18 protein-coding genes and 1 tRNA gene are annotated in these 19,014 nt (G+C 46.5%); 13 read left to right on the forward strand and 6 right to left on the reverse strand.

Going from position 1 to position 19,014, the window contains the following annotated elements:
- The first annotated feature begins 2 nt into the window (after positions 1–2).
- From J4N43_RS11240 to J4N43_RS11290, 11 genes are read left to right on the forward strand one after another with little or no spacing between them, the layout of a single operon-like run.
- Entirely contained in the window at positions 3–371 is a 369-nt protein-coding gene (locus tag J4N43_RS11240) for an ApeI family dehydratase (RefSeq protein ID WP_017634794.1), read from the forward strand.
- Positions 364–2,070: a glycosyltransferase family 2 protein gene (locus J4N43_RS11245; protein WP_042524042.1), complete on the forward strand. Its 1,707-nt coding sequence runs from the start codon at positions 364–366 to the stop codon at positions 2,068–2,070. Before J4N43_RS11240 ends, J4N43_RS11245 begins: the two co-directional genes overlap by 8 nt.
- Positions 2,054–3,607 (forward strand): HAL/PAL/TAL family ammonia-lyase, encoded by a 1,554-nt coding sequence (locus J4N43_RS11250; RefSeq protein WP_017448720.1) that lies wholly within the window; start codon positions 2,054–2,056, stop codon positions 3,605–3,607. The genes J4N43_RS11245 and J4N43_RS11250 overlap by 17 nt, the downstream gene beginning before the upstream one ends.
- Entirely contained in the window at positions 3,607–4,053 is a 447-nt protein-coding gene (locus J4N43_RS11255) for an acyl-CoA thioesterase (protein WP_053350456.1), read from the forward strand. The genes J4N43_RS11250 and J4N43_RS11255 overlap by 1 nt, the downstream gene beginning before the upstream one ends.
- The gene (locus tag J4N43_RS11260; RefSeq protein ID WP_042523990.1) at positions 4,053–4,673 is read left to right on the forward strand and encodes a LolA family protein; all 621 of its coding nucleotides are present in this window, start codon (positions 4,053–4,055) and stop codon (positions 4,671–4,673) included. Before J4N43_RS11255 ends, J4N43_RS11260 begins: the two co-directional genes overlap by 1 nt.
- On the forward strand, positions 4,645–6,987 hold the full coding sequence (locus J4N43_RS11265; RefSeq protein ID WP_053350455.1) for an MMPL family transporter: 2,343 nt from the start codon (positions 4,645–4,647) through the stop codon (positions 6,985–6,987). The genes J4N43_RS11260 and J4N43_RS11265 overlap by 29 nt, the downstream gene beginning before the upstream one ends.
- Complete coding sequence (locus J4N43_RS11270; protein WP_053350454.1) at positions 6,984–7,595, forward strand: DUF3261 domain-containing protein; 612 nt, start codon at positions 6,984–6,986, stop codon at positions 7,593–7,595. Before J4N43_RS11265 ends, J4N43_RS11270 begins: the two co-directional genes overlap by 4 nt.
- A gap of 20 nt (positions 7,596–7,615) precedes the next feature.
- On the forward strand, positions 7,616–8,803 hold the full coding sequence (locus J4N43_RS11275) for a beta-ketoacyl-[acyl-carrier-protein] synthase family protein (protein WP_053350453.1): 1,188 nt from the start codon (positions 7,616–7,618) through the stop codon (positions 8,801–8,803).
- The gene (locus J4N43_RS11280) at positions 8,796–9,260 is read left to right on the forward strand and encodes a hotdog family protein (RefSeq protein WP_053350452.1); all 465 of its coding nucleotides are present in this window, start codon (positions 8,796–8,798) and stop codon (positions 9,258–9,260) included. Before J4N43_RS11275 ends, J4N43_RS11280 begins: the two co-directional genes overlap by 8 nt.
- Complete coding sequence (gene fabG, locus J4N43_RS11285) at positions 9,257–9,982, forward strand: 3-oxoacyl-ACP reductase FabG (RefSeq protein ID WP_005388326.1); 726 nt, start codon at positions 9,257–9,259, stop codon at positions 9,980–9,982. The genes J4N43_RS11280 and fabG overlap by 4 nt, the downstream gene beginning before the upstream one ends.
- Positions 9,979–11,202, forward strand: a complete 1,224-nt coding sequence (locus J4N43_RS11290) for a beta-ketoacyl-ACP synthase (RefSeq protein ID WP_053350451.1) — start codon at positions 9,979–9,981, stop codon at positions 11,200–11,202. Before fabG ends, J4N43_RS11290 begins: the two co-directional genes overlap by 4 nt.
- A gap of 94 nt (positions 11,203–11,296) precedes the next feature.
- On the opposite strand, the gene J4N43_RS11295 is transcribed toward J4N43_RS11290, so the two are convergent.
- On the reverse strand, positions 11,297–12,988 hold the full coding sequence (locus tag J4N43_RS11295) for a class I SAM-dependent methyltransferase (RefSeq protein WP_005382296.1): 1,692 nt from the start codon (positions 12,986–12,988) through the stop codon (positions 11,297–11,299).
- 163 nt (positions 12,989–13,151) lie between these two features.
- Positions 13,152–13,228 (reverse strand) — tRNA-Arg (locus J4N43_RS11300).
- A gap of 203 nt (positions 13,229–13,431) precedes the next feature.
- On the opposite strand from J4N43_RS11300, the gene folD reads away from it, so the two are divergent.
- The gene (gene folD, locus J4N43_RS11305; RefSeq protein ID WP_005382297.1) at positions 13,432–14,292 is read left to right on the forward strand and encodes a bifunctional methylenetetrahydrofolate dehydrogenase/methenyltetrahydrofolate cyclohydrolase FolD; all 861 of its coding nucleotides are present in this window, start codon (positions 13,432–13,434) and stop codon (positions 14,290–14,292) included.
- Positions 14,293–14,360: 68 nt separating this feature from the next.
- Here the strand turns inward: folD and J4N43_RS11310 are convergent, their stop codons facing one another.
- The 4 genes from J4N43_RS11310 to J4N43_RS11325 all read right to left on the reverse strand — a co-directional run bounded on the left by J4N43_RS11310 (position 14,361) and on the right by J4N43_RS11325 (position 18,151).
- On the reverse strand, positions 14,361–15,560 hold the full coding sequence (locus J4N43_RS11310) for a NupC/NupG family nucleoside CNT transporter (protein WP_005382298.1): 1,200 nt from the start codon (positions 15,558–15,560) through the stop codon (positions 14,361–14,363).
- 257 nt (positions 15,561–15,817) lie between these two features.
- A complete protein-coding gene (locus J4N43_RS11315) occupies positions 15,818–16,762 on the reverse strand; it encodes a LysR family transcriptional regulator (protein ID WP_025766976.1) in 945 nt (314 codons plus the stop codon).
- An 87-nt stretch (positions 16,763–16,849) separates the two neighbouring features.
- Entirely contained in the window at positions 16,850–17,821 is a 972-nt protein-coding gene (locus J4N43_RS11320) for a lytic murein transglycosylase (protein ID WP_005388330.1), read from the reverse strand.
- 48 nt (positions 17,822–17,869) lie between these two features.
- On the reverse strand, positions 17,870–18,151 hold the full coding sequence (locus tag J4N43_RS11325) for a YcgL domain-containing protein (RefSeq protein ID WP_005382303.1): 282 nt from the start codon (positions 18,149–18,151) through the stop codon (positions 17,870–17,872).
- A 197-nt stretch (positions 18,152–18,348) separates the two neighbouring features.
- Between J4N43_RS11325 and minC the strand changes: the two genes are divergently transcribed.
- Positions 18,349–19,011 (forward strand): septum site-determining protein MinC, encoded by a 663-nt coding sequence (gene minC, locus J4N43_RS11330; protein WP_005382304.1) that lies wholly within the window; start codon positions 18,349–18,351, stop codon positions 19,009–19,011.
- Positions 19,012–19,014 lie beyond the last annotated feature (3 nt).

Here is a 19,014-nt window from a genome sequence, read left to right on the forward strand (position 1 = left end):
ACATGGAAAAAAGAAAACCAACTATTCAGAATATTGAAGTGAGTGACCATACCGCGGAGCTGTCGCTGCGAGTGGATGCTGACATCTTAGATTTCCAAGGTCATTTCAATCACTTCCCTCTTTTACCCGGCGTCACTCAAATTGATTGGGCGCTGTTCTACGCCGTTCAATATTTGAATACTCCCAAGGTATTTAAAGGAATGGAAGTCATCAAATTTCAAGAGCCGATTCTGCCAAACGCCGACGTTTGCCTCTCACTATCTTGGGACAATGAGCGCGAGAAATTGACCTTTAAGTACACATCGACAAACGGTGAAACCTTGGTGACTCACTCGTCAGGAAAAATGAAACTGGGTGAGTCACGTGAGTGATTATCGCCCCTGCTTTTTAATTCCTTGCTACAACCACGGCAGCACAATTGCAGACGTGGTTGCGTCGTTATCCTCTTTCGCTTTGCCAGTGCTGGTCGTGGACGACGGCAGCAATGAAGACACCAAACAAGCGCTTTCTGCTTTGAGCAAGCAAGGACAGATAAAACTGATTAGTTTGAGCGAAAACCAAGGTAAAGGTGGCGCGGTGATGGCTGGCCTACATCAAGCTCACCAACTTGGTTTTACGCACACCATTCAAATCGACGCAGATGGTCAGCACGACCTAGAAGCATTGCCGAAATTGCTCAGCGCCAGCGAAACAAAACCAGATAACCTGATTTCGGGCCAACCGATATACGACGAGAGCGTACCCAAATCCCGTTTGTATGGTCGCTACGCTACACACGTTTGGGTGTGGATAGAAACCTTGTCACTGTCAATCAAAGACAGCATGTGCGGTTTTCGCGCCTATCCAGTGGCGAAAACGGTCGCCGTGTTGAACAAGTACAGCATCGGCAAACGCATGGATTTTGATATTGAAATTCTGGTGCGAATGTATTGGGAAGGCGTCGACATTGATTTTGTTCCAACGCGCGTGATCTACCCTGAAGGTGGCATTTCCCACTTCGACGCATTGTGGGATAACGTCAAGATAAGCTGGATGCACACTCGCCTATTTTTTGGCATGTTGCCGCGCATTCCTTCGCTACTCGCCAGAAAGCGCCGAAACACTGATGACAGTAATGCCCACTGGTCGAAACGAAAAGAACAAGGCACGATTTTAGGCATCAAAACCTTGCTCGCGGTTTACCGCTTGTTCGGTAGAAAAGCGTTTGACCTGATTTTAAAGCTAGTCATGCGCTACTACCACTTCACGGGTAAATCAGCCCGCGAAGCGTCTGAGATTTACCTGCAAAACTTGCAGCGCTACGCAGCGCAGCAGAACATCGCACTACCAAAACAGTTGGACAGCTATCATCATCTGCTTTCTTTTGGGCGAACCATGCTCGACAAACTGGCAGCATGGCAAGGTGACTTTAATGTCGATAACCTAACCATTCATGGCCAGCATCATTTCGAAGAGATGGCGCAGAAAAAACAAGGCGTGCTCATTTTAGGCTCACACCTTGGCAATATCGAACTCTGCCGCGCGCTTGGTCGTCGACATTCTCATGTCAAAATCAATGCCTTGGTATTTACCCAACACGCTGAACAATTTAATGCGGTAATGAAGGCGGTAAACCCAAACTCGGAACTGAATCTGATTCAAGTCAGCTCAATGGGACCAGACACCGCGATTCTGCTTCAACAAAAAATCGAGCAAGGCGAATGGGTGGTGATCGTTGGCGATCGCACTTCTACCAGCAAAGAAAATCGTGTCGTTTGGGCAGATTTTCTTGGTAAACCTGCACCATTCCCGCAAGGCCCATTCATGCTGGCCTCGGTATTAAAAGCGCCGGTTTATCTACTCTTCGGCCTACGCGACGATGAAGCAAACACTCCGCATTTTAATGTGTACTTTGAACACTTTAGTGACCAAATCACGCTACCGCGCAAGGAGCGTCAGCAGGCACTAGAACACGTTGTTCAACAGTACGCAAAAAGATTAGAACACCACACACTGCAAGCGCCGTTACAGTGGTACAACTTTTTTAACTTCTGGACTTTAAGTAATCAGCCACATGACAAACAACAATAATCACAACATCACTTTTGGTGCCCAATCTTTAACCATCGAAGATGTCGTTGCCATTGCTCAAGGTGCAAAGGCAAACATGAACACCTCGCCAGAATTTACCGCGAAAATTGATCGTGGCGTGGCGTTTCTGGAACGATTACTGAAAGAAGAAGGCGTTATTTACGGCGTGACTACGGGTTACGGCGATTCATGTACTGTGGCGATTCCACCCGCTCTTGTGGATGAACTTCCGTTGCACCTTACGCGCTTCCATGGCTGTGGCTTAGGTCAAATCCTTTCTCATGAGCAAGCTCGTGCGGTGCTGGCAACACGTTTATGTTCATTGTCGCAAGGCGTATCTGGCGTGTCTCACGATCTGTTGAACCAAATCGTTACGCTTATCAACCACGACATTGCGCCACGTATTCCACAAGAGGGCTCGGTGGGCGCAAGTGGCGATTTAACGCCTCTGTCTTACCTAGCGGCGACCTTAATTGGCGAACGTGAAGTGCTTTACAAAGGTGATGTGCGACCAACACAAGAAGTGTTTGCAGAGCTGGGCATTGAGCCAATTCGCCTAAAACCAAAAGAAGGTTTGGCGTTAATGAACGGTACATCTGTGATGACGGCCCTCGCCTGTCTTGCCTACAAACGTGCAGAATACCTAGCGCAGCTTTGCACCAAGATTACCGCGATGGTCTCTGTGGGTATGCAAGGTAATGACTTCCACTTTGATGAAGCGTTGTTTGCGGTAAAACCTCATCCTGGTCAACAGCAAGTTGCGGCTTGGCTGCGTGATGATCTCAATGCTGAGCGTCCGCCACGCAATAGCGACCGACTGCAAGATCGTTACTCGCTGCGTTGTGCGCCACACGTCATTGGCATGGTGCAAGACTCACTGCCTTGGCTACGTCAATTGATTGAGAATGAACTAAATAGTGCCAACGACAATCCAATCATCGATGGCGACAATGAGCGCGTTCTGCACGGCGGTCACTTCTACGGTGGTCATATCGCAATGGCGATGGATACGTTGAAAGTGAACATTGCCAACTTAGCTGATTTGCTGGATCGTCAGATGGCGCAATTGATGGATTACAAGTTCAATAACGGCCTGCCGTTTAACTTAACCGGTGCAGAAGGCGAGCGTAAACCGATCAACCACGGCTTTAAAGCGGTTCAGATTGGTATCTCAGCTTGGACGGCAGAAGCGTTGAAAAACACCATGCCAGCAAGCGTTTTTTCTCGCTCAACCGAATGTCACAACCAAGACAAAGTGAGCATGGGCACCATCGCGGCTCGTGATTGCTTACGCGTACTTGAGTTAACAGAGCAAGTTGCTGCGGCTTCACTCCTAGCAAGCGTTCAAGCGGTTGAGATTCGTCGTCGTCATAACGAATTGGACGAACACCACATGAGTCAGAGTTTGCGAGTAATTCGTGACGCAGTACTGAGCGAGTTTGAATTTGTGATTGAAGATCGCCCATTGGAACAAGATTTGCGCCATTTCATTGAACGCATTCAGCAACGTCATTGGCCACTCTACGCGGAGGTATAATGCAAGAGCAGGTTCTCTACCCATTAGAAGCGGAGGTGACTATGGTCACCTCATTCCAAGATGCTGACCCGATGGGCGTGATTTATCACGGCAACTTCTTTCGATATTTTGAAGAAGCGCGTCGTGTGCTGATGGAAAAGATCCAATACAGCTATCGCGATATGCAAGACTCTGGGTACATGTGGCCGATCATCGACACGCGCGTTAAATACGTGAAGGCGATTCCGTTTAATCACACCATTCGCATTACCGCGCAACTCACTGAGTGGGAAAACCGCTTACGTGTGGATTACGTGATTTACGACGCCGCAACGAATCAACGTATGTGCAAAGCGCATACAACGCAAGTCGCCGTATCCATTGAAAAGCAAGAGATGTGCTTTGTTTCTCCAGCAATCTTTTTAGATAAAGTAGAGCAATGGCACAACCATGGGAGTCTGGACTAATGCAAAAGTGGTTACTCTCTTTTTTGTTGATATTTTCTGTTCCAGCACTGGCCACACCGACAGCAAACGTAACAGATTTGGCATCGCTTCAGCAGCAGTTGTCTCAGCATGAAATCGTGCGCGGAGATTTTACGCAGCAGCGTCATCTGGAAATGTTCAGTCAACCTCTAACCTCTAAAGGTCAGTTCACACTGAGCAAAACACATGGCTTGTTGTGGCAACAAACAGAACCTTTCGCAGTCAATTTGGTATTGACGGAAAACAAACTTCGCCAGACTTTTGCCAACCAAGATCCGAAAACGATCTCTGCTGAAGAAAACCCAATGGCGTTCTACTTTAGCCATGTGTTTTTATCCGTGTTCCACGGGGATACTTCTGCACTGCAAGAACAATTCACACTCGATTTTTCAGTTGAGAACAATCAGTGGCAGCTCGTTTTAGTGCCCAAACATTCGCCATTAAATGCGGTGTTTAAAGCCATCACCCTTTCCGGTAAAACGCATATTGATCGCCTAACCCTGCAAGAGCTGCGCGGCGATAAGACCGAAATCACGTTTACAAACCAGACCTCTCTACCTCAGGAACTCACGGATGCCGAAGACGCTCAATTCCGTTTCTAAACTCAGTCTTGGCACTCATACCTTTGCTCTGGTTTGGCTCAATCTCGTTGTTTTAGCGGGCGCGTTGCTACTCAAACAATGGGTTTGGAGTGCAGAATCTCCGATTGAGACCAACATTTTAAAACTGTTGCCGAAGAACCAACAAAACCCAGTGGCTGAGCAAGCCTTTGAGTCGGTCTCGGCAAGTATGAGCGACAAAGTCATTTTCGTGATCACAGCGCCGGACAAAAATGCCCTTTTTGCAGCGGCCACTGAATTTGATAAGGGGTTACGACAAAGTAATCATTTTCGCGATGTGGTGGGAAAAATCTCACCTCAAGAGCAGCAAGCTTGGGCGAGTTACTACTTTAAGCACCGTTTCCAATTGCTGACGCCTGAACAACGAGAGCGTTTAAGCAAAAATCCAGAGCAGCAAGTGCAGCATGTAATTCAGTCTCTGTACAACCCGTTTTCTGGAGTGACCGGGCAAGAGTTACAAAATGACCCTTTCTTGTTATTTCGTGATTATTTAAGCCAAGTTACCCAGCAATCTTCCTCTTTCCGGTTGGATAACGGCTATCTATCCGTCGAAAAAGACGGTGCTCAATACTTGCTTATTACTGCTGAGCTAAAAGACTCGCCTTATAGCCTAACTGGGCAGCTTGCAGTCCCTGATATTCAAGCGCTAGAACAAAGCGTCGCTCAGAAATATGGCGCTGAAGTCGCACATACTGGCGTTCTATTTTACGCCGACTTTGGTACGCAAAGTGCCAAATCGGAGATCAGTACCATCGGTATGTTCTCTCTGCTCGGTATCATTGCATTGTTCGTGTTGGTCTTTCGTAGTGTGATGCCACTGTCTCTGGCACTGCTTTCCATCACCATTGGTTTGCTCGTTGCGTTGTCCGTTACGACGTGGATTTTTGGAAAAGTCCATCTGTTCAGCTTAGTGTTTGGCGCAAGTTTAATCGGCGTGTCTATCGACTACGCATTCCACTACCTAACCGAACGCCTTGCGGCGGGAAATGAATGGGATAGCGAGCAAGGGTTAAAGCATATTTTCATAGCGATCACACTTGGCTTAATCACCAGTTTGATCGGCTATTTGGGCATGTTAGTGGCACCGTTTCCTGGTTTGCAGCAGCTTGCGCTGTTTTCATCCATTGGTCTGATTGCCGCTTACATCACCGTGGTGGCTTGGTATCCGATACTGGCTCGTAACCCATCGCGCTCCATTTCGAATTTACCGGGACAATCACTGTTGGCGAAATGGTTAACGCTTTGGAATCAACCTCGAATTAAAGTCGGATTACCGATGTTATGTGTGGTTGCGAGTGGCTTTTTCTTGCTGCAATTGAACTACGATGACGACATTCGTCTGCTGCAAACGATGCCGAAGGATCTCAAGCAACAAGAAACCTTGATTACGACGCTCAGTGGCATGCAATCTTCACAGCAAATGTTGGTCGTTACCGCCGACGATGACGAAAACCTAATGAAAAAGCTGGAGTCTTTGACGCCAACTTTAGAAGCGTGGAAAGCGGACAGCACCATCGAAAGCTACCAGAGTCTGAGCCGCTACTTGAGCTCAGTGGAACGTCAGCAACAAGACTATCAATTGATTCGCGATCTTTACGCGACACAATCCAGCCCACTTGCTTCCGGGCTGGGCTTAAGTAAAAAGCCCAAAATGGACGCCGACTTTATCCCTGTTACGGTTGAACAGTACTTGCAAAACCCGGTATCAGCGCCTGTACGTTTTCTTCATTTGGGTAAAATTAAAGAAAAATCAGCAACGGTTGTGGTGTTAAACCAATTGCAAGACTCCGCTGTTGTTAAGGCATTTGCCAAATCACAGTCTGATGTTGTCTACCTAAACAAAGCTGAAGAAATATCCACCCTATTTGGTGAATACCGAATCAAAATCATGGAGCTATTGGCAGCCGCCAGTGCTGTGATCTTTCTGGTATTAATCAAGCGGTACGGTCTGCAACACAGTTGCCGAGTTTTACTGCCATCATTGATTGCTTGCGCCTGCGGTCTGGCAACTGCTGTCGCGATGGGAACAACATTAAACCTGTTCAACTTGCTTGGCTTGGTGCTCATTCTTGGTATAGGGATCGATTACACTCTGTTCTTTGCCGAGAAAGCCCGCAGTGTGAGCACACTATTGGCGATCACCCTTTCGGCAATGACCACTGTGTTGTCATTTGGATTGCTGTCACTCAGCCAAACTCACGCGATTCACAGTTTTGGCATTACGGTGTTAAGTGGTATTTTTGTCGCTTGGCTGCTCTCTCCGATTGCAATTAAAACAGAGGAAACGACGTCATGATTTTCAATCACGCCTTTCGCTGCGCGACGTTATTCGCACTGAGCCTGTTTTTAAGTGCATGCAGCTTGGTCCCTCACCAATCGACGCCTCAGGTCGACATTGCCGAGCACACCCAAGTTAGCTTGCCCACTCCCGCAAGCTTGGGCTATCAGTTGTCTGCCAGTCAGTTAATTACGGCTTCTTGGGCAATAGATGGTAAAACCAAATCTGAGCAACTTCCGGTACAACTGCAAGTGATCAACAACGAAGTGGTGCTGGCAGGCTTCTCATCCTGGGGGACGAGAGTACTCTCACTGTCTTACGATGGAGAACAAATTCAAACCGAAGTGCTCAACGGTTTACAAGGTTCGCTACCGCAGCCAGAACAGGTATTATTTAACCTGATGATCACGCTCTGGCCGAGTTCCGCTTGGGAAGGATCGTTAAATGAGGTAAGGTGGCGAATTATTGATAAAAATAATTCTCGCGCCATCTTTGATAGCGACGGTGAAAAGATCATTGAGATTCAATACAGCTCTTCTAACAAGTTAGAGGGTAAGATTGATTTTCATCACCTCAAACATCAGTTTTCAATTTCTATTCAAACACTGCAACATCAGATTAACTAAGAACAATTTAGAATAACAATATGCCTATTCGCTCTTCTCAACCTTTGTATATTCAGGCCTGTGGCTTTCACTCTGCCATGGGACAAGATGACGCGCTCATCCACCAGTGTTTATCGGGAGCGAAGCCATCCAACATGGTGGTTGACCAAGATATTTTAAATTCAGGCCGCCAAACAGTAATCGGTCGAATTGCACAGACGTTACCGCAATTACCGACCGCACTCAGCCAGTTTGATACGAGAAACAACCGCCTCGCACTTTCGGCTTTGCTGCAAATCGAAGGCGACGTGCGTGACGCCATGGCTAAATATGGTCGTGACCGTATCGCAGTCGTGATCGGCACCAGCACATCTGGCATTTCAGATGGCGAAATCGCATTTGGCGAAAAGCTGGCAAACGGTAATTTTCCTGCCGACTACCATTACACCAAACAAGAGCTTGGCAACTGCAGCGATTTTATTGCCGCCTACTTTGATTTGAGCGGCCCACATTACTCAGTATCAACCGCCTGCTCTTCTAGTGGTCGTGTTTTTTTAACCGCGCAACGCCTGATTCGCTCTGGCATTGTTGATGCGGTCATTGTGGGTGGTGTGGATACCATTTGTCGCCTAACACTAAACGGCTTTAACGGTTTAGAAGCTCTATCCGATACCCTTTGTAAGCCGTTTGACCAACATCGCAACGGCATCAATATCGGTGAAGCAGCAGCATTAATGTTGCTAAGCAAAACACCTGCGCCCGTTGCTCTTCTCGGAGCTGGCGACAGCTCAGACGCACACCATATTTCCGCACCACATCCAGAAGGGTTAGGCGCAGAAGAAGCGATGAAAAAAGCGTTGGCCAATGCAGGACTTACAGCGCAAGACATTGGTTACATCAACGCACATGGCACAGCAACGCCGTTAAACGATGCGATGGAAAGCAAAGCCATTCATCGCTGCTTTGGAGACTCCGTTCCCGTAAGCTCGACAAAGCCACTTACCGGACACACATTAGGCGCAGCAAGTGCTACGGAAGCCGCGATCGCTTGGCATATTCTCAAGTACAACCTTGATTTGCCAATACAACACTGCGAAACCAAAGCAGACGATATCCATATATCGTTAGTTGAGACGCCAACCAAACTGGGTAACAAAGCGATTCTCAGCAACTCTTTTGCTTTTGGTGGCAATAACATTAGTCTTATTTTTGGTTACGCTCATGACTAAACTTCCTCCCATCGAACAACTTTTGCCACACGACAAACCAATGATCTTGGTTGATCGTGCTTTGGATGTTCAACAAGATACGATTCACTGCCAGGTTGATATCGCAGAACACAACTCGTTCTTCGACTCGACCTCTCAAACCGTGCCAGCTTACGTTGGCATTGAGTTTATGGCGCAATCTGTCGCGGCGTGGTCTGGTTACCACGCATTAATGAAAGAACAAGCGCCACCGATTGGCTTTTTGCTTGGTAGCCGTCGATACACGTCTGAATGCGATACATTTTCTCGCGGACAGGTGCTCGATGTGTATGCTGAAAAAGTTATGGAAGATAACGGTATGGCGGTTTTTTCAGCCCGTATTGAGCTACAAGGAACTGTTGTAGCGACTTGCCAATTGAACGTTTACGTTCCATCAGAAGAAAAATTACAAGAAATGAAAATCAGGAGTCAACAATGACCCGACAAGTCCTCGTTACAGGTGCCAGCAAAGGCATCGGTAAAGCCATTGCCGTTCAATTAGCCAAAGATGGTTTCCAAGTCATTGTCCATTACATGGGCGATCAACAAGGCGCGCAAGACACCCTAAACACCATCGAACAGCATGGTGGTAGCGGTCGTCTTATCCAATTCGACATCAGTGACCGTGCAGATTGTCGTGAGAAGCTAGAAGCCGATATCGCCGAACACGGCGCTTACTATGGCGTAGTAAACAACGCTGGCATCACAAAAGATACCGCTTTCCCTGCGATGACCGAAGAAGAATGGGATGGTGTGATTCATACCAACTTAGACAGCTTCTACAACGTTCTTCACCCTTGTGTTATGCCAATGGTGCAAAAGCGCAAAGGCGGCCGAATTGTTACGCTTGCATCAGTCTCTGGCCTAATGGGGAATCGTGGTCAAACTAACTACAGCGCAGCGAAAGCGGGCGTAATTGGTGCAACAAAATCACTCGCGCTTGAACTGGCAAAACGCAAAATCACCGTCAACTGCGTTGCTCCAGGGCTTATCGACACAGGCATGGTAGACGAACACGTGAAAGAACATGCGATGCCGCAAATTCCTTTGCGCCGCATGGGAGAGCCAGAAGAAGTTGCTGGTTTAGTCAGTTACCTTATGTCTGACATCGCAGGCTATGTAACTCGCCAAGTCATTTCGGTAAACGGAGGCCTAGTATGAGCCGTCGAGTTGTTGTAACCGGAATGTCAGGCGTGACTGCGTTTGGTAACGATTGGCAATCTGTCGAACCAAAACTGCGTGACTGCCAGAACGCGACGCAATACATGCCTTCTTACGAACAGTATGATGGTTTGAACACCAAGCTCGCGGCACCAATTTTAGATTTTGAACTGCCAAAGCACTACAAGCGCAAGCAAGTACGCGGCATGGGGCGTGTTTCCAAATTGGCGACCGTCGCAACAGAAAACGCACTAAGCCAAGCAGGTTTGATTGGTAACAACGTACTCACCAATGGTCAAACGGGTATCGCATACGGCTCATCAACAGGCAGTACTGACGCAATCGGTGCATTTGGTGTCATGCTGAATGAGAAAACCACCAAAGCGATCACCGCAACGACTTACGTGCAGATGATGCCGCATACCACAGCAGTGAACGTTGGTCTATTTTTCGGTTTGAAAGGCCGAGTGATCCCAACCAGCAGTGCATGTACCTCTGGCAGCCAAGCAATCGGCTACGCCTACGAAGCGATCAAACATGGCTACCAAACGGTAATGGTTGCTGGTGGCGCTGAAGAATTGTGCCCAACGGAATCCGCTGTCTTCGATACCCTTTTTGCCACCAGTCTGAAGAATGAAGACCCGAAAAGCACACCAAGACCTTATGACTCCGATCGCGATGGTTTGGTGATTGGTGAAGGTGCGGGAACGCTAGTTCTGGAAGAGTACGAACACGCCGTCGCTCGTGGCGCGAAAATCTATGCAGAAATCATCGGTTTTGCCAGCAACTGTGATGCCGCACACGTCACTCAACCACAGATGGAAACCATGCAAATCTGTATGGAAATGGCTTTGCAAAATGCGGGCATTCCTGCTGAGAAGATCGACTATGTATCTGCTCACGGCACTGCCACCGACCGCGGCGATATTGCGGAAAGCAACGCAACAGCGAATGCTCTGGGCAAAGTGCCAATCAGTTCACTCAAGAGCTACTTTGGCCACACACTAGGCGCCTGTGGCGCGATTGAAGCGTGGCTAGGTTTAGAAATGATGCACACAGGCTGGTTCAACCCAACGCTCAACCTAAAAAACCTCGACGAGCAATGTGGTGATTTAGACTACATCGCCGGACAAGGCCGAGAGCTGGACGTGAAATATTTGATGAGTAACAACTTCGCCTTTGGCGGCATCAACACCTCCATCATCTTTAAAAAGATGTAATGCCCTTAGTAAATGCAAAAGCGCTGGTTAACCAGCGCTTTTTTGTTGGTTGCCTATCAGGTTCATATATCACGCTGTAACGGCAAACAAGACATTACCATTCCGCGATACAAAGGCGACTTTTAACACCACGAATTTGTAATCCCATCGCTTCAAAGACATGCTCAAAATCTTGACAAGATGCAGGCACATTAGGTAGCGACAATGAAGCCTCGGTAAAAAACGTCCGACTCAAATTATCCGTCTCTCCCCAAGCTAACTGCCACCAATCCAAAATTCGCGGCTTGGATGCGTTTAATCGATAGCTAGCAGGAATACGATCACGCTTGTTTAGGTTTTCAACCTTAGATGTTGGTAGTAAGTTCCACTTATCATTGTTGGGCCAATAAGCAAATGGCAAACAGTGATCAACGTGATACTCATTTCGTAATTTGCTTCCACTCCATACACTGACAATGTCGCAATGGCTGAGCTTCAACTGTTCAATTCTCTTTCGCACGACTCGCGTATCATGGTCTTTATCAATCCAGACCAAACAGTCATGATACGTTTGCAATGGAATACCCCGCTCTTGATTAGACCGAAATCGTTGCATTTCCATAATCCATTGGTTGACCACCAGCGGCTCAATCCAAGAGTTATACAATCGAAAACAATCCCAAAGGCTTTCATCCAACACAAACAGCCCATAACCTTCGAGGAACTCGCTATCCACAACAATTGAACGTTTTGGCTTCTTAGCTGAACGAATCATTTCAAAGTAAGGGTTTGATTTATCACCTTGATAGGTAAAAGTGACGGGACCATCTTTTATGGTTTTTAAGCTGTCTTTTATCGCTTTATCAAGCGCCACTGCATCTTCACCAAAAAATGTCGTGCCTATAGCAAGATCATCAGGACTTAAATGGGAAAGTCTGCCCCAGCCATCGGGCTTTATAAAACCTAGCCCTTTAGACGAGTTCGAGCTTTGCTGGATGTTCTCTTTATCGATTAAACGCTTAAATTGACGAATCCAATATAAGCCAACTAATCCTAATGGGATTGCAACTTTACCTTCGCTGCGATCAACCACTGCACCAGAATGAGCGTCTGCAATACGTAGTAAAGTACGTAGTAGTGCGAGCTTATAGGTAGCCGATTTGGAATCATTGACGATAATGTGGCGAACCTTATTCAGATCACCGGAACCATCATCAGGCAAAGACATCACTACAGTTTGCCAAGATACACCCGTTCGCTTTAACTGATCGTCATCGAGAGATACGTTTCTCACCATTAAAGCGCTATTCTTTGCAAACTTTTCGAGCTCTTCAACCGATACGGGATAAGCTTTACGACCGTCAGAAAAGTCACCGTGACGAAGGCTAATCACCAATCGACCATTAGGCGCTAACAAATTTGCAAGTTTGCGAAATGCACGTTCACGGTGCGTAGGCGCAAGATGCATCCATACCGCACTGACAAGAATTAAATCGAAGCGAAAGCCAAGATTAATGGTTTTCTCAAGCTTAGGTAATGCATCTTCAAGCCAAGTAACGGAATCGCCACAGTAAGACTTACCAAGCCTTAGAAGTGCTTGAGCAGGCTCGATCGCAACAACTTCACACCCATGCTCAGCCATCCATTTCGCGTCTCGACCAGAGCCCGCGCCAACATCTAACACACGATCTCCAGCCTGGGGCCAGAAGACTCTCCAACTCGCGTGGACATCCTCAAACTGGATCGATGTGTATTGCTTCGCGAAAGAGTCGGCGTGTCGGTCATAAAAGTTAGAAGTGGCAGGCATAAAGGTTAACGAAAGGTAATTAATATGCGTCCATATTAATTGCTAGAAATTGCAATGGCTAGAATGCCATTCAAAAGTTGTAGATAGAGTGGCAATTACAGCCAAAAACCTAAAAACGACAAAGCCCCGACAACTCAAAGAGTTATCGAGGCTTTTGAATAAATGGCACGCCCTATTGGATTCGAACCAATGACCACATCCTTAGAAGGGACGTGCTCTATCCAGCTGAGCTAAGGGCGCGCTACAGGGACAGGATTATACGAGTTCAAACGGGTAAATCAACGGGTTTTCATAACATTCTGATCTGAATGCCTAAAAAAAGTCCATTAAAACGCTTAATGTTCAAAAACACCACAAAGCAAACGTTTGCGTATGGATGTTAATAAGAAATTCTGCGACAATGCGCCGCAGATAATCTGCCTTCTTAATTTATAAGGAAAGTCATGACTGCTCAAAATATAGACGGAACTCTCATTTCCCAAACTGTTCGATCCGAAGTGGCTGCACGTGTTAAAGCACGTGTTGAAGCTGGGCTACGTGCTCCTGGTTTAGCAGTGGTTCTAGTTGGTGAAGATCCTGCTTCTCAGGTTTATGTCGGTAGCAAACGCCGCGCATGTGAAGAAGTTGGGTTTGTTTCTAAGTCTTTTGACCTTCCTGCGTCTAGCTCAGAAGAAGAGTTACTAGCTCTGATTGATGAATTAAACAACGATGATGAAATTGACGGCATTCTAGTGCAATTACCCCTTCCTGCGGGCATAGACACAACACATGTTTTAGAGCGCATTCACCCAGAGAAGGACGTGGATGGCTTCCATCCTTACAACGTTGGTCGTCTTGCGCAGCGTATTCCAAAGCTTCGCTCTTGCACGCCAAAGGGCATCATTACCCTACTCGACCGTTACAACATTGAGCTACGTGGTAAACATGCGGTTGTGGTTGGTGCATCAAACATTGTTGGTCGTCCAATGACACTTGAGCTGCTGCTTGCGGGCTGCACAACAACAACATGTCACCGTTTTACCAAAGACCTAGAGAGTCATGTGCGTCAAGCTGACGTTGTCGTGGTGGCGGTTGGTAAGCCTAACTTCATCCCTGGTGAGTGGATTAAAAAAGGCGCAGTGGTGGTCGATGTCGGTATTAACCGTCTTGATTCAGGCAAACTAGTTGGCGACGTGGAATACGACAAAGCACGTGAAAGTGCGAGCTTTATTACTCCTGTTCCTGGTGGCGTTGGCCCAATGACCGTCGCAAGTTTAATTGAGAACACGATGCTCGCTTGCGAACAGTTCCACACAGACAAATAACGTAAAACTTCAGATACGAAAAAGGCTCCGCAAGGAGCCTTTTTGCTAATTGTTGATATCTATTTCAATTACAGACTTAAAATCACGCCCGCAATAGAAGCGCTCATTAAGTTCGCCATGACACCAGCGATAATCGCACGGAAACCATGCTTAGAGACAAATGCACGCTTTTCTGGTACCAAAGAGCCCAACCCACCAATCAGCATCGCCATGCTTGAGATATTTGCAAAACCACACAAAGCAAACGTCACGATTGCTTGTGAGTGTTCACTAAGTTGAGACTTCACTTCTGCAAGCTGGATGAAAGCGACGAACTCATTCACCACAATCTTGTTACCAATCAGCGAGCCTGCTGTGGTTGCTTCTTGCCATGGTATACCCAACAACCAAGCGACTGGCGCAAACACAAAACCTAGGATGAGCTCAAAACTTAATGGTGTCCCAATCAGATCACCTATCCAGCCTAACATGCCGTTTAGCATTGCAATGACACTAATAAACGCCAGTAACGTACCACCGACCGATACAGCAATGCGTACACCCGCCATGGCACCATCGGCTAATGCTTCTACTACGTTGGTTGCACGTGGAATTTCAACTTGGCTAATGTCGATATCTGCTGCTTTATCCGTATCTTCTGGCATTAAAATTTTTGCCATCAACAAGCCGGCAGGTGCCGACATAAATGCAGCAGCAATAAGATAATTGAGGTCGACACCCAGTGATGCGTAACCAACCAACGTTCCGCCAGCAACTGACGCTAAACCACCTGTCATAACTGCAAAGAACTGCGAGTCAGTCATGTGTTTTAGGTAAGGCTTTACCATTAATGGTGCTTCAATGGTGCCAACAAAGATATTCGCCGTAGCAGACAAAGACTCAGCACGACCGATACCTAGCAGCTTTTGAATACCACCACCGATAAAGTTAATGATTTTTGGCATCACACCAATGTGATAAAGACCTGAGATAAGAGAGGAGAAGAAAACGATGATACCCAGAACATTGATCGCAAAGGTGAAGCCCCCTGTCGCCAAATTACCGAATAAAAACGCAATGCCCTCTTGACCATAGTTGATCAAATTCGACACAACACTGCTCACTGAATTCAGCGCATCTCTTCCTGCTGGTACATATAAAACCAACAACGCAAACAGTACCTGCAAAGCAAACGCAAACGACACCGTTCTCAGCTTTATATTTTTTCTATTTGTAGAAAGTAGCCATGCTAGGAATAGTATGGCTACGATACCAATAATTGAGTTCATAAAATGAATCCGACAGAAGGGGGATATGGAAGGCACCGGATTGTATAGCGGACTCAAAATGCTGCAAGTTGAGGATGTTAACAGTGTGAAAAGTTTAAGCGACCAATAACTGACCAACAAAATAACCAATTGAATTTATTGAAGATAAACGTTTGCTTATTTTAATTATTTCCATATGGAAAATATGTTTCTGATTCAGGAAAAATTTTTGTGAAGTGAATCACCTTATGTGTCGTTCTACAACGTCATTGATCCTGTTATTTAGGAATAGAGATGTAAGGCGCCAAACGTTGGTCCCAATGACAAGGGTTGCCGATCTTCTGTTTGATAAAGTTAATCACTGCGGATATTTTTTTTGGCATATGTTGGCGGCTTGGGTATACCGCATAAAACGGCATCGACTGGCTGGCTTTCCAGTCAGGTAACAGCTGTATTAACTTACCCGTTCTGAACTCATCACCCAGCAAGTAAGTGGCAAGGTAGGCAATACCCCAACCTGCAATAGCCGCGTCCCGGACGGCTTCTGCCAGATCCACTGAATAGTTACCCGAGACTTTTACGTTCAATTCTTGCTGATCTTTGGTAAACGCCCACCCCGTATAGTCACGCTCCCAACTTCTGTATATGAGGCAGTTGTGAGCAGATAGGTCATCCGGTTCTGTTGGCGAGTCATGTTTCAATAAGTAATCTGGCGATGCCGCAACAACAAACTGGCAATCCGTCAAACGCTGCGCAATGTAACCTTCAGGCAAATGCTCGTTGTTGGTTACCCATAAATCGAGCCCTTCGGCTAACATATCGACCTTATAGTCAAACAGATGTACTTCCACTTGAAGTTGAGGATACAGTTCGCGTAACTCTTGAATCGCTGGAATAATGTGTAAGGTACCAAATGATTGCGACAACCCAAGACGTACCAAACCTGCCACTTCATCCCGCTGGGTTTCCATCTCTAATGTGGCGCTGCTCACCGCTTGTACCACTTGCTCACAGTGATGAAAAAAGGTTTTCCCTGCCTCTGTCGGCGTAAAGCTTCGCGTAGTGCGTTGAACAAGCTTGATACCAAGAGACGCTTCTAACTGACTCAACTGTTTACTCACATGAGACACCGACACGCCTAAGCTCTTTGCAGCAGCTGTGAAGCTTTTGTGTTTAAGAAGAGCGGAGAAAATCACCATTTGTGCGGCACGTTCAGATAACACGCTTTACCTCGATTTGGTTATAGAAAAAACAAAGGGCTCCGAAGAGCCCTTGTATTGAAGACTGGATGCCGAATTGTTTGTGGCAGATCAGTATTTAATGCGGTCAGCCAAGTGGCTCACAGCAAGTGCGAAGTAGTAAGAGCGGTTCCACTTCATCAATACGTTGTAGTTATTGTAAACCAGATACGTACGACCATTCTCGTCGTCCGGCATGATCAACCATGCTTTGATGTCTTCATCCAGTTTTGGCAACGGGCTACCGTCATATTTTGTGATACCTAATTGGCTCCACTCTTGAAGGTATTTGCCTTTTTCAGCCGTGCGCCCTTCCAGGCTGCGATCAATATTTTTAGGAACCTTAACTTGGCGACCCCAAGTATATTTATCATCCCAACCAGACTTGCTCAAATAGTTAGCGGTTGATGCAAACACGTCCGCTTCAGATTGCCATATGTCTTTTTTACCATCACCGTTGCCGTCAGCAGCAAAACGAAGGAAAGAGCTTGGCATAAACTGGCATTGACCCATCGCACCAGCCCATGAGCCTTTAAAGTTCTCTAGCTCAATATGGCCTTGATCGAGGATCTGCAGTGCCGACATGGTCTCTTTACGGAAAAACTCTTCACGACGGCCTTCAAATGCCATTGTGGATAGTGCATCAATCACTTTAAAGTTGCCGGTAAACTTACCAAAGTTACTTTCAACTCCCCAAAGTGCCACAATAAAGCGCGGGTGGACACCGTACTCATCGCCTATACGCTTTAGCTCGGTGTAATGCTCTTTGTAGAGTTGTCTGGCTTGCTTCACCTTCCATTCAGGCACCGCGCGAGGAATGTACTCATCCAATGTCAGTTTCTTTTCTGGTTGGTTTCGGTCCGCTTTTACTGCTCGGGGCTTGTACTCAACATTAGCAAAAGCAGCACTAATGACCTGCTCTGAGATACCTTTATCACGAGCTTCAGCACGCAGCTTATTCAAGTATTCATCAAAACCCTCGCTACTTGCAAAAGCCGAGGTACACATACCAACGCTAAGCATGGTAGCCAGTATCTTTTTCATATTGCCCTCCTTGAGCAAGGCAGAAATCCCAGATGAAAAACGATGACGTTATTCGCCTTTCTGCTGGGCTTTTTGTTCTTTGTACTTTTCTAATAGGTTCTCCGGCGGCGGTGGAACCTGAAGAAAGAAGCCATCATTTTGTAATGAAGCCTTCACTTTTTCGATATCAACTTGTGCCAATTTACGGCCATCAAGTTTAATCGTCATGACAGCGATAGGCTTACCGAACATCTGCATTAAGGTGTCAGGAACCTGTGAAAAATCATCCTTTTTCGGAATATAGAGATAAGTACCTTCTTTTTTCGAGCTTTTATAAATAGAACAAAGCATGACACGCCTTTTATGCTGATTTAGCCGCGTTGAGTGCGGATTAGGTTGTAAACGTCAAATTCTCGCAAACTTAATAGCAAATTTGAGATTAATTCACCTATTTGCCCACGAGAGAACTTGCTGCGTCAAAGGATGAAATATAACATGACATACCTAGTTTAAGGCAACGCTCTTTCAATAAAGGCAAGAAGTCCACGATGACCCATTCACCAGACCTTAAAGGTAGCAGTTTTACATTGTCAGTTTTACACCTTTCTGACAATGAGATCGCAAAGACTGTCGAATTTTTGCAAGAAAAAGTTTCTCAAGCACCTTCTTTTTTTGCATCCGCGCCTTTGGTAATCAATATAGCAAAAGTACAAGGCGACATTGATTTCCCTAAGCTTAAACAAGGCATCTCAGATGCCGGTTTTATTCCGGTCGGTGTAACGGGCTGTAAAGACAAGCGTGTACAAAACCTTGCTTCCGAAGCTGGCTTCGCCATTATGTCGGCGAGCAAATCGCCAAGCCAAGCACCTGCCAAAATGGCACCAACGAAAGTAGTTCGTACGCCTGTCCGCTCAGGACAACAGATCTACGCAAAAGATGGTGATTTGGTGGTGCTAGCGCACGTAAGTGCAGGTGCTGAAGTCATTGCTGACGGCTCTATTCATATCCATGGCACACTTCGAGGTCGTGCGATTGCAGGAGCAAGTGGTCAGCAGGAAGCGCGTATTATTTGCCACGATTTACAAGCAGAACTGGTATCCATTGCGGGTGACTACTGGTTAAGCGATCAAATTGAAAGCGAGTACTGGCAAAAGAAAGTAATGATCAGTAAAGCCGATGAATCATTACATTTAGAAGTTCTCGCGATTTAATCT

The organism is Vibrio sp. SCSIO 43009 (genome assembly GCF_023716525.1).
In the GTDB taxonomy this organism is placed as follows: Bacteria; Pseudomonadota; Gammaproteobacteria; order Enterobacterales; family Vibrionaceae; genus Vibrio; species Vibrio alginolyticus.

Bases quoted from the DNA above. Each gene is read 5' to 3' on its own strand.
- J4N43_RS11325 (WP_005382303.1), bottom strand. From the start codon at position 18,151: ATGCTTTGTTCTATTTATAAAAGCTCGAAAAAAGAAGGTACTTATCTC.
- J4N43_RS11250 (WP_017448720.1), top strand. From the start codon at position 2,054: ATGACAAACAACAATAATCACAACATCACTTTTGGTGCCCAATCTTTA.
- J4N43_RS11260 (WP_042523990.1), top strand. From the start codon at position 4,053: ATGCAAAAGTGGTTACTCTCTTTTTTGTTGATATTTTCTGTTCCAGCA.
- J4N43_RS11290 (WP_053350451.1), top strand. From the start codon at position 9,979: ATGAGCCGTCGAGTTGTTGTAACCGGAATGTCAGGCGTGACTGCGTTT.
- J4N43_RS11310 (WP_005382298.1), bottom strand. From the start codon at position 15,560: ATGAACTCAATTATTGGTATCGTAGCCATACTATTCCTAGCATGGCTA.
- J4N43_RS11265 (WP_053350455.1), top strand. From the start codon at position 4,645: ATGCCGAAGACGCTCAATTCCGTTTCTAAACTCAGTCTTGGCACTCAT.
- folD (WP_005382297.1), top strand. From the start codon at position 13,432: ATGACTGCTCAAAATATAGACGGAACTCTCATTTCCCAAACTGTTCGA.
- J4N43_RS11255 (WP_053350456.1), top strand. From the start codon at position 3,607: ATGCAAGAGCAGGTTCTCTACCCATTAGAAGCGGAGGTGACTATGGTC.
- J4N43_RS11280 (WP_053350452.1), top strand. From the start codon at position 8,796: ATGACTAAACTTCCTCCCATCGAACAACTTTTGCCACACGACAAACCA.
- minC (WP_005382304.1), top strand. From the start codon at position 18,349: ATGACCCATTCACCAGACCTTAAAGGTAGCAGTTTTACATTGTCAGTT.
- J4N43_RS11270 (WP_053350454.1), top strand. From the start codon at position 6,984: ATGATTTTCAATCACGCCTTTCGCTGCGCGACGTTATTCGCACTGAGC.
- J4N43_RS11295 (WP_005382296.1), bottom strand. From the start codon at position 12,988: ATGCCTGCCACTTCTAACTTTTATGACCGACACGCCGACTCTTTCGCG.
- J4N43_RS11320 (WP_005388330.1), bottom strand. From the start codon at position 17,821: ATGAAAAAGATACTGGCTACCATGCTTAGCGTTGGTATGTGTACCTCG.
- J4N43_RS11275 (WP_053350453.1), top strand. From the start codon at position 7,616: ATGCCTATTCGCTCTTCTCAACCTTTGTATATTCAGGCCTGTGGCTTT.
- fabG (WP_005388326.1), top strand. From the start codon at position 9,257: ATGACCCGACAAGTCCTCGTTACAGGTGCCAGCAAAGGCATCGGTAAA.
- J4N43_RS11240 (WP_017634794.1), top strand. From the start codon at position 3: ATGGAAAAAAGAAAACCAACTATTCAGAATATTGAAGTGAGTGACCAT.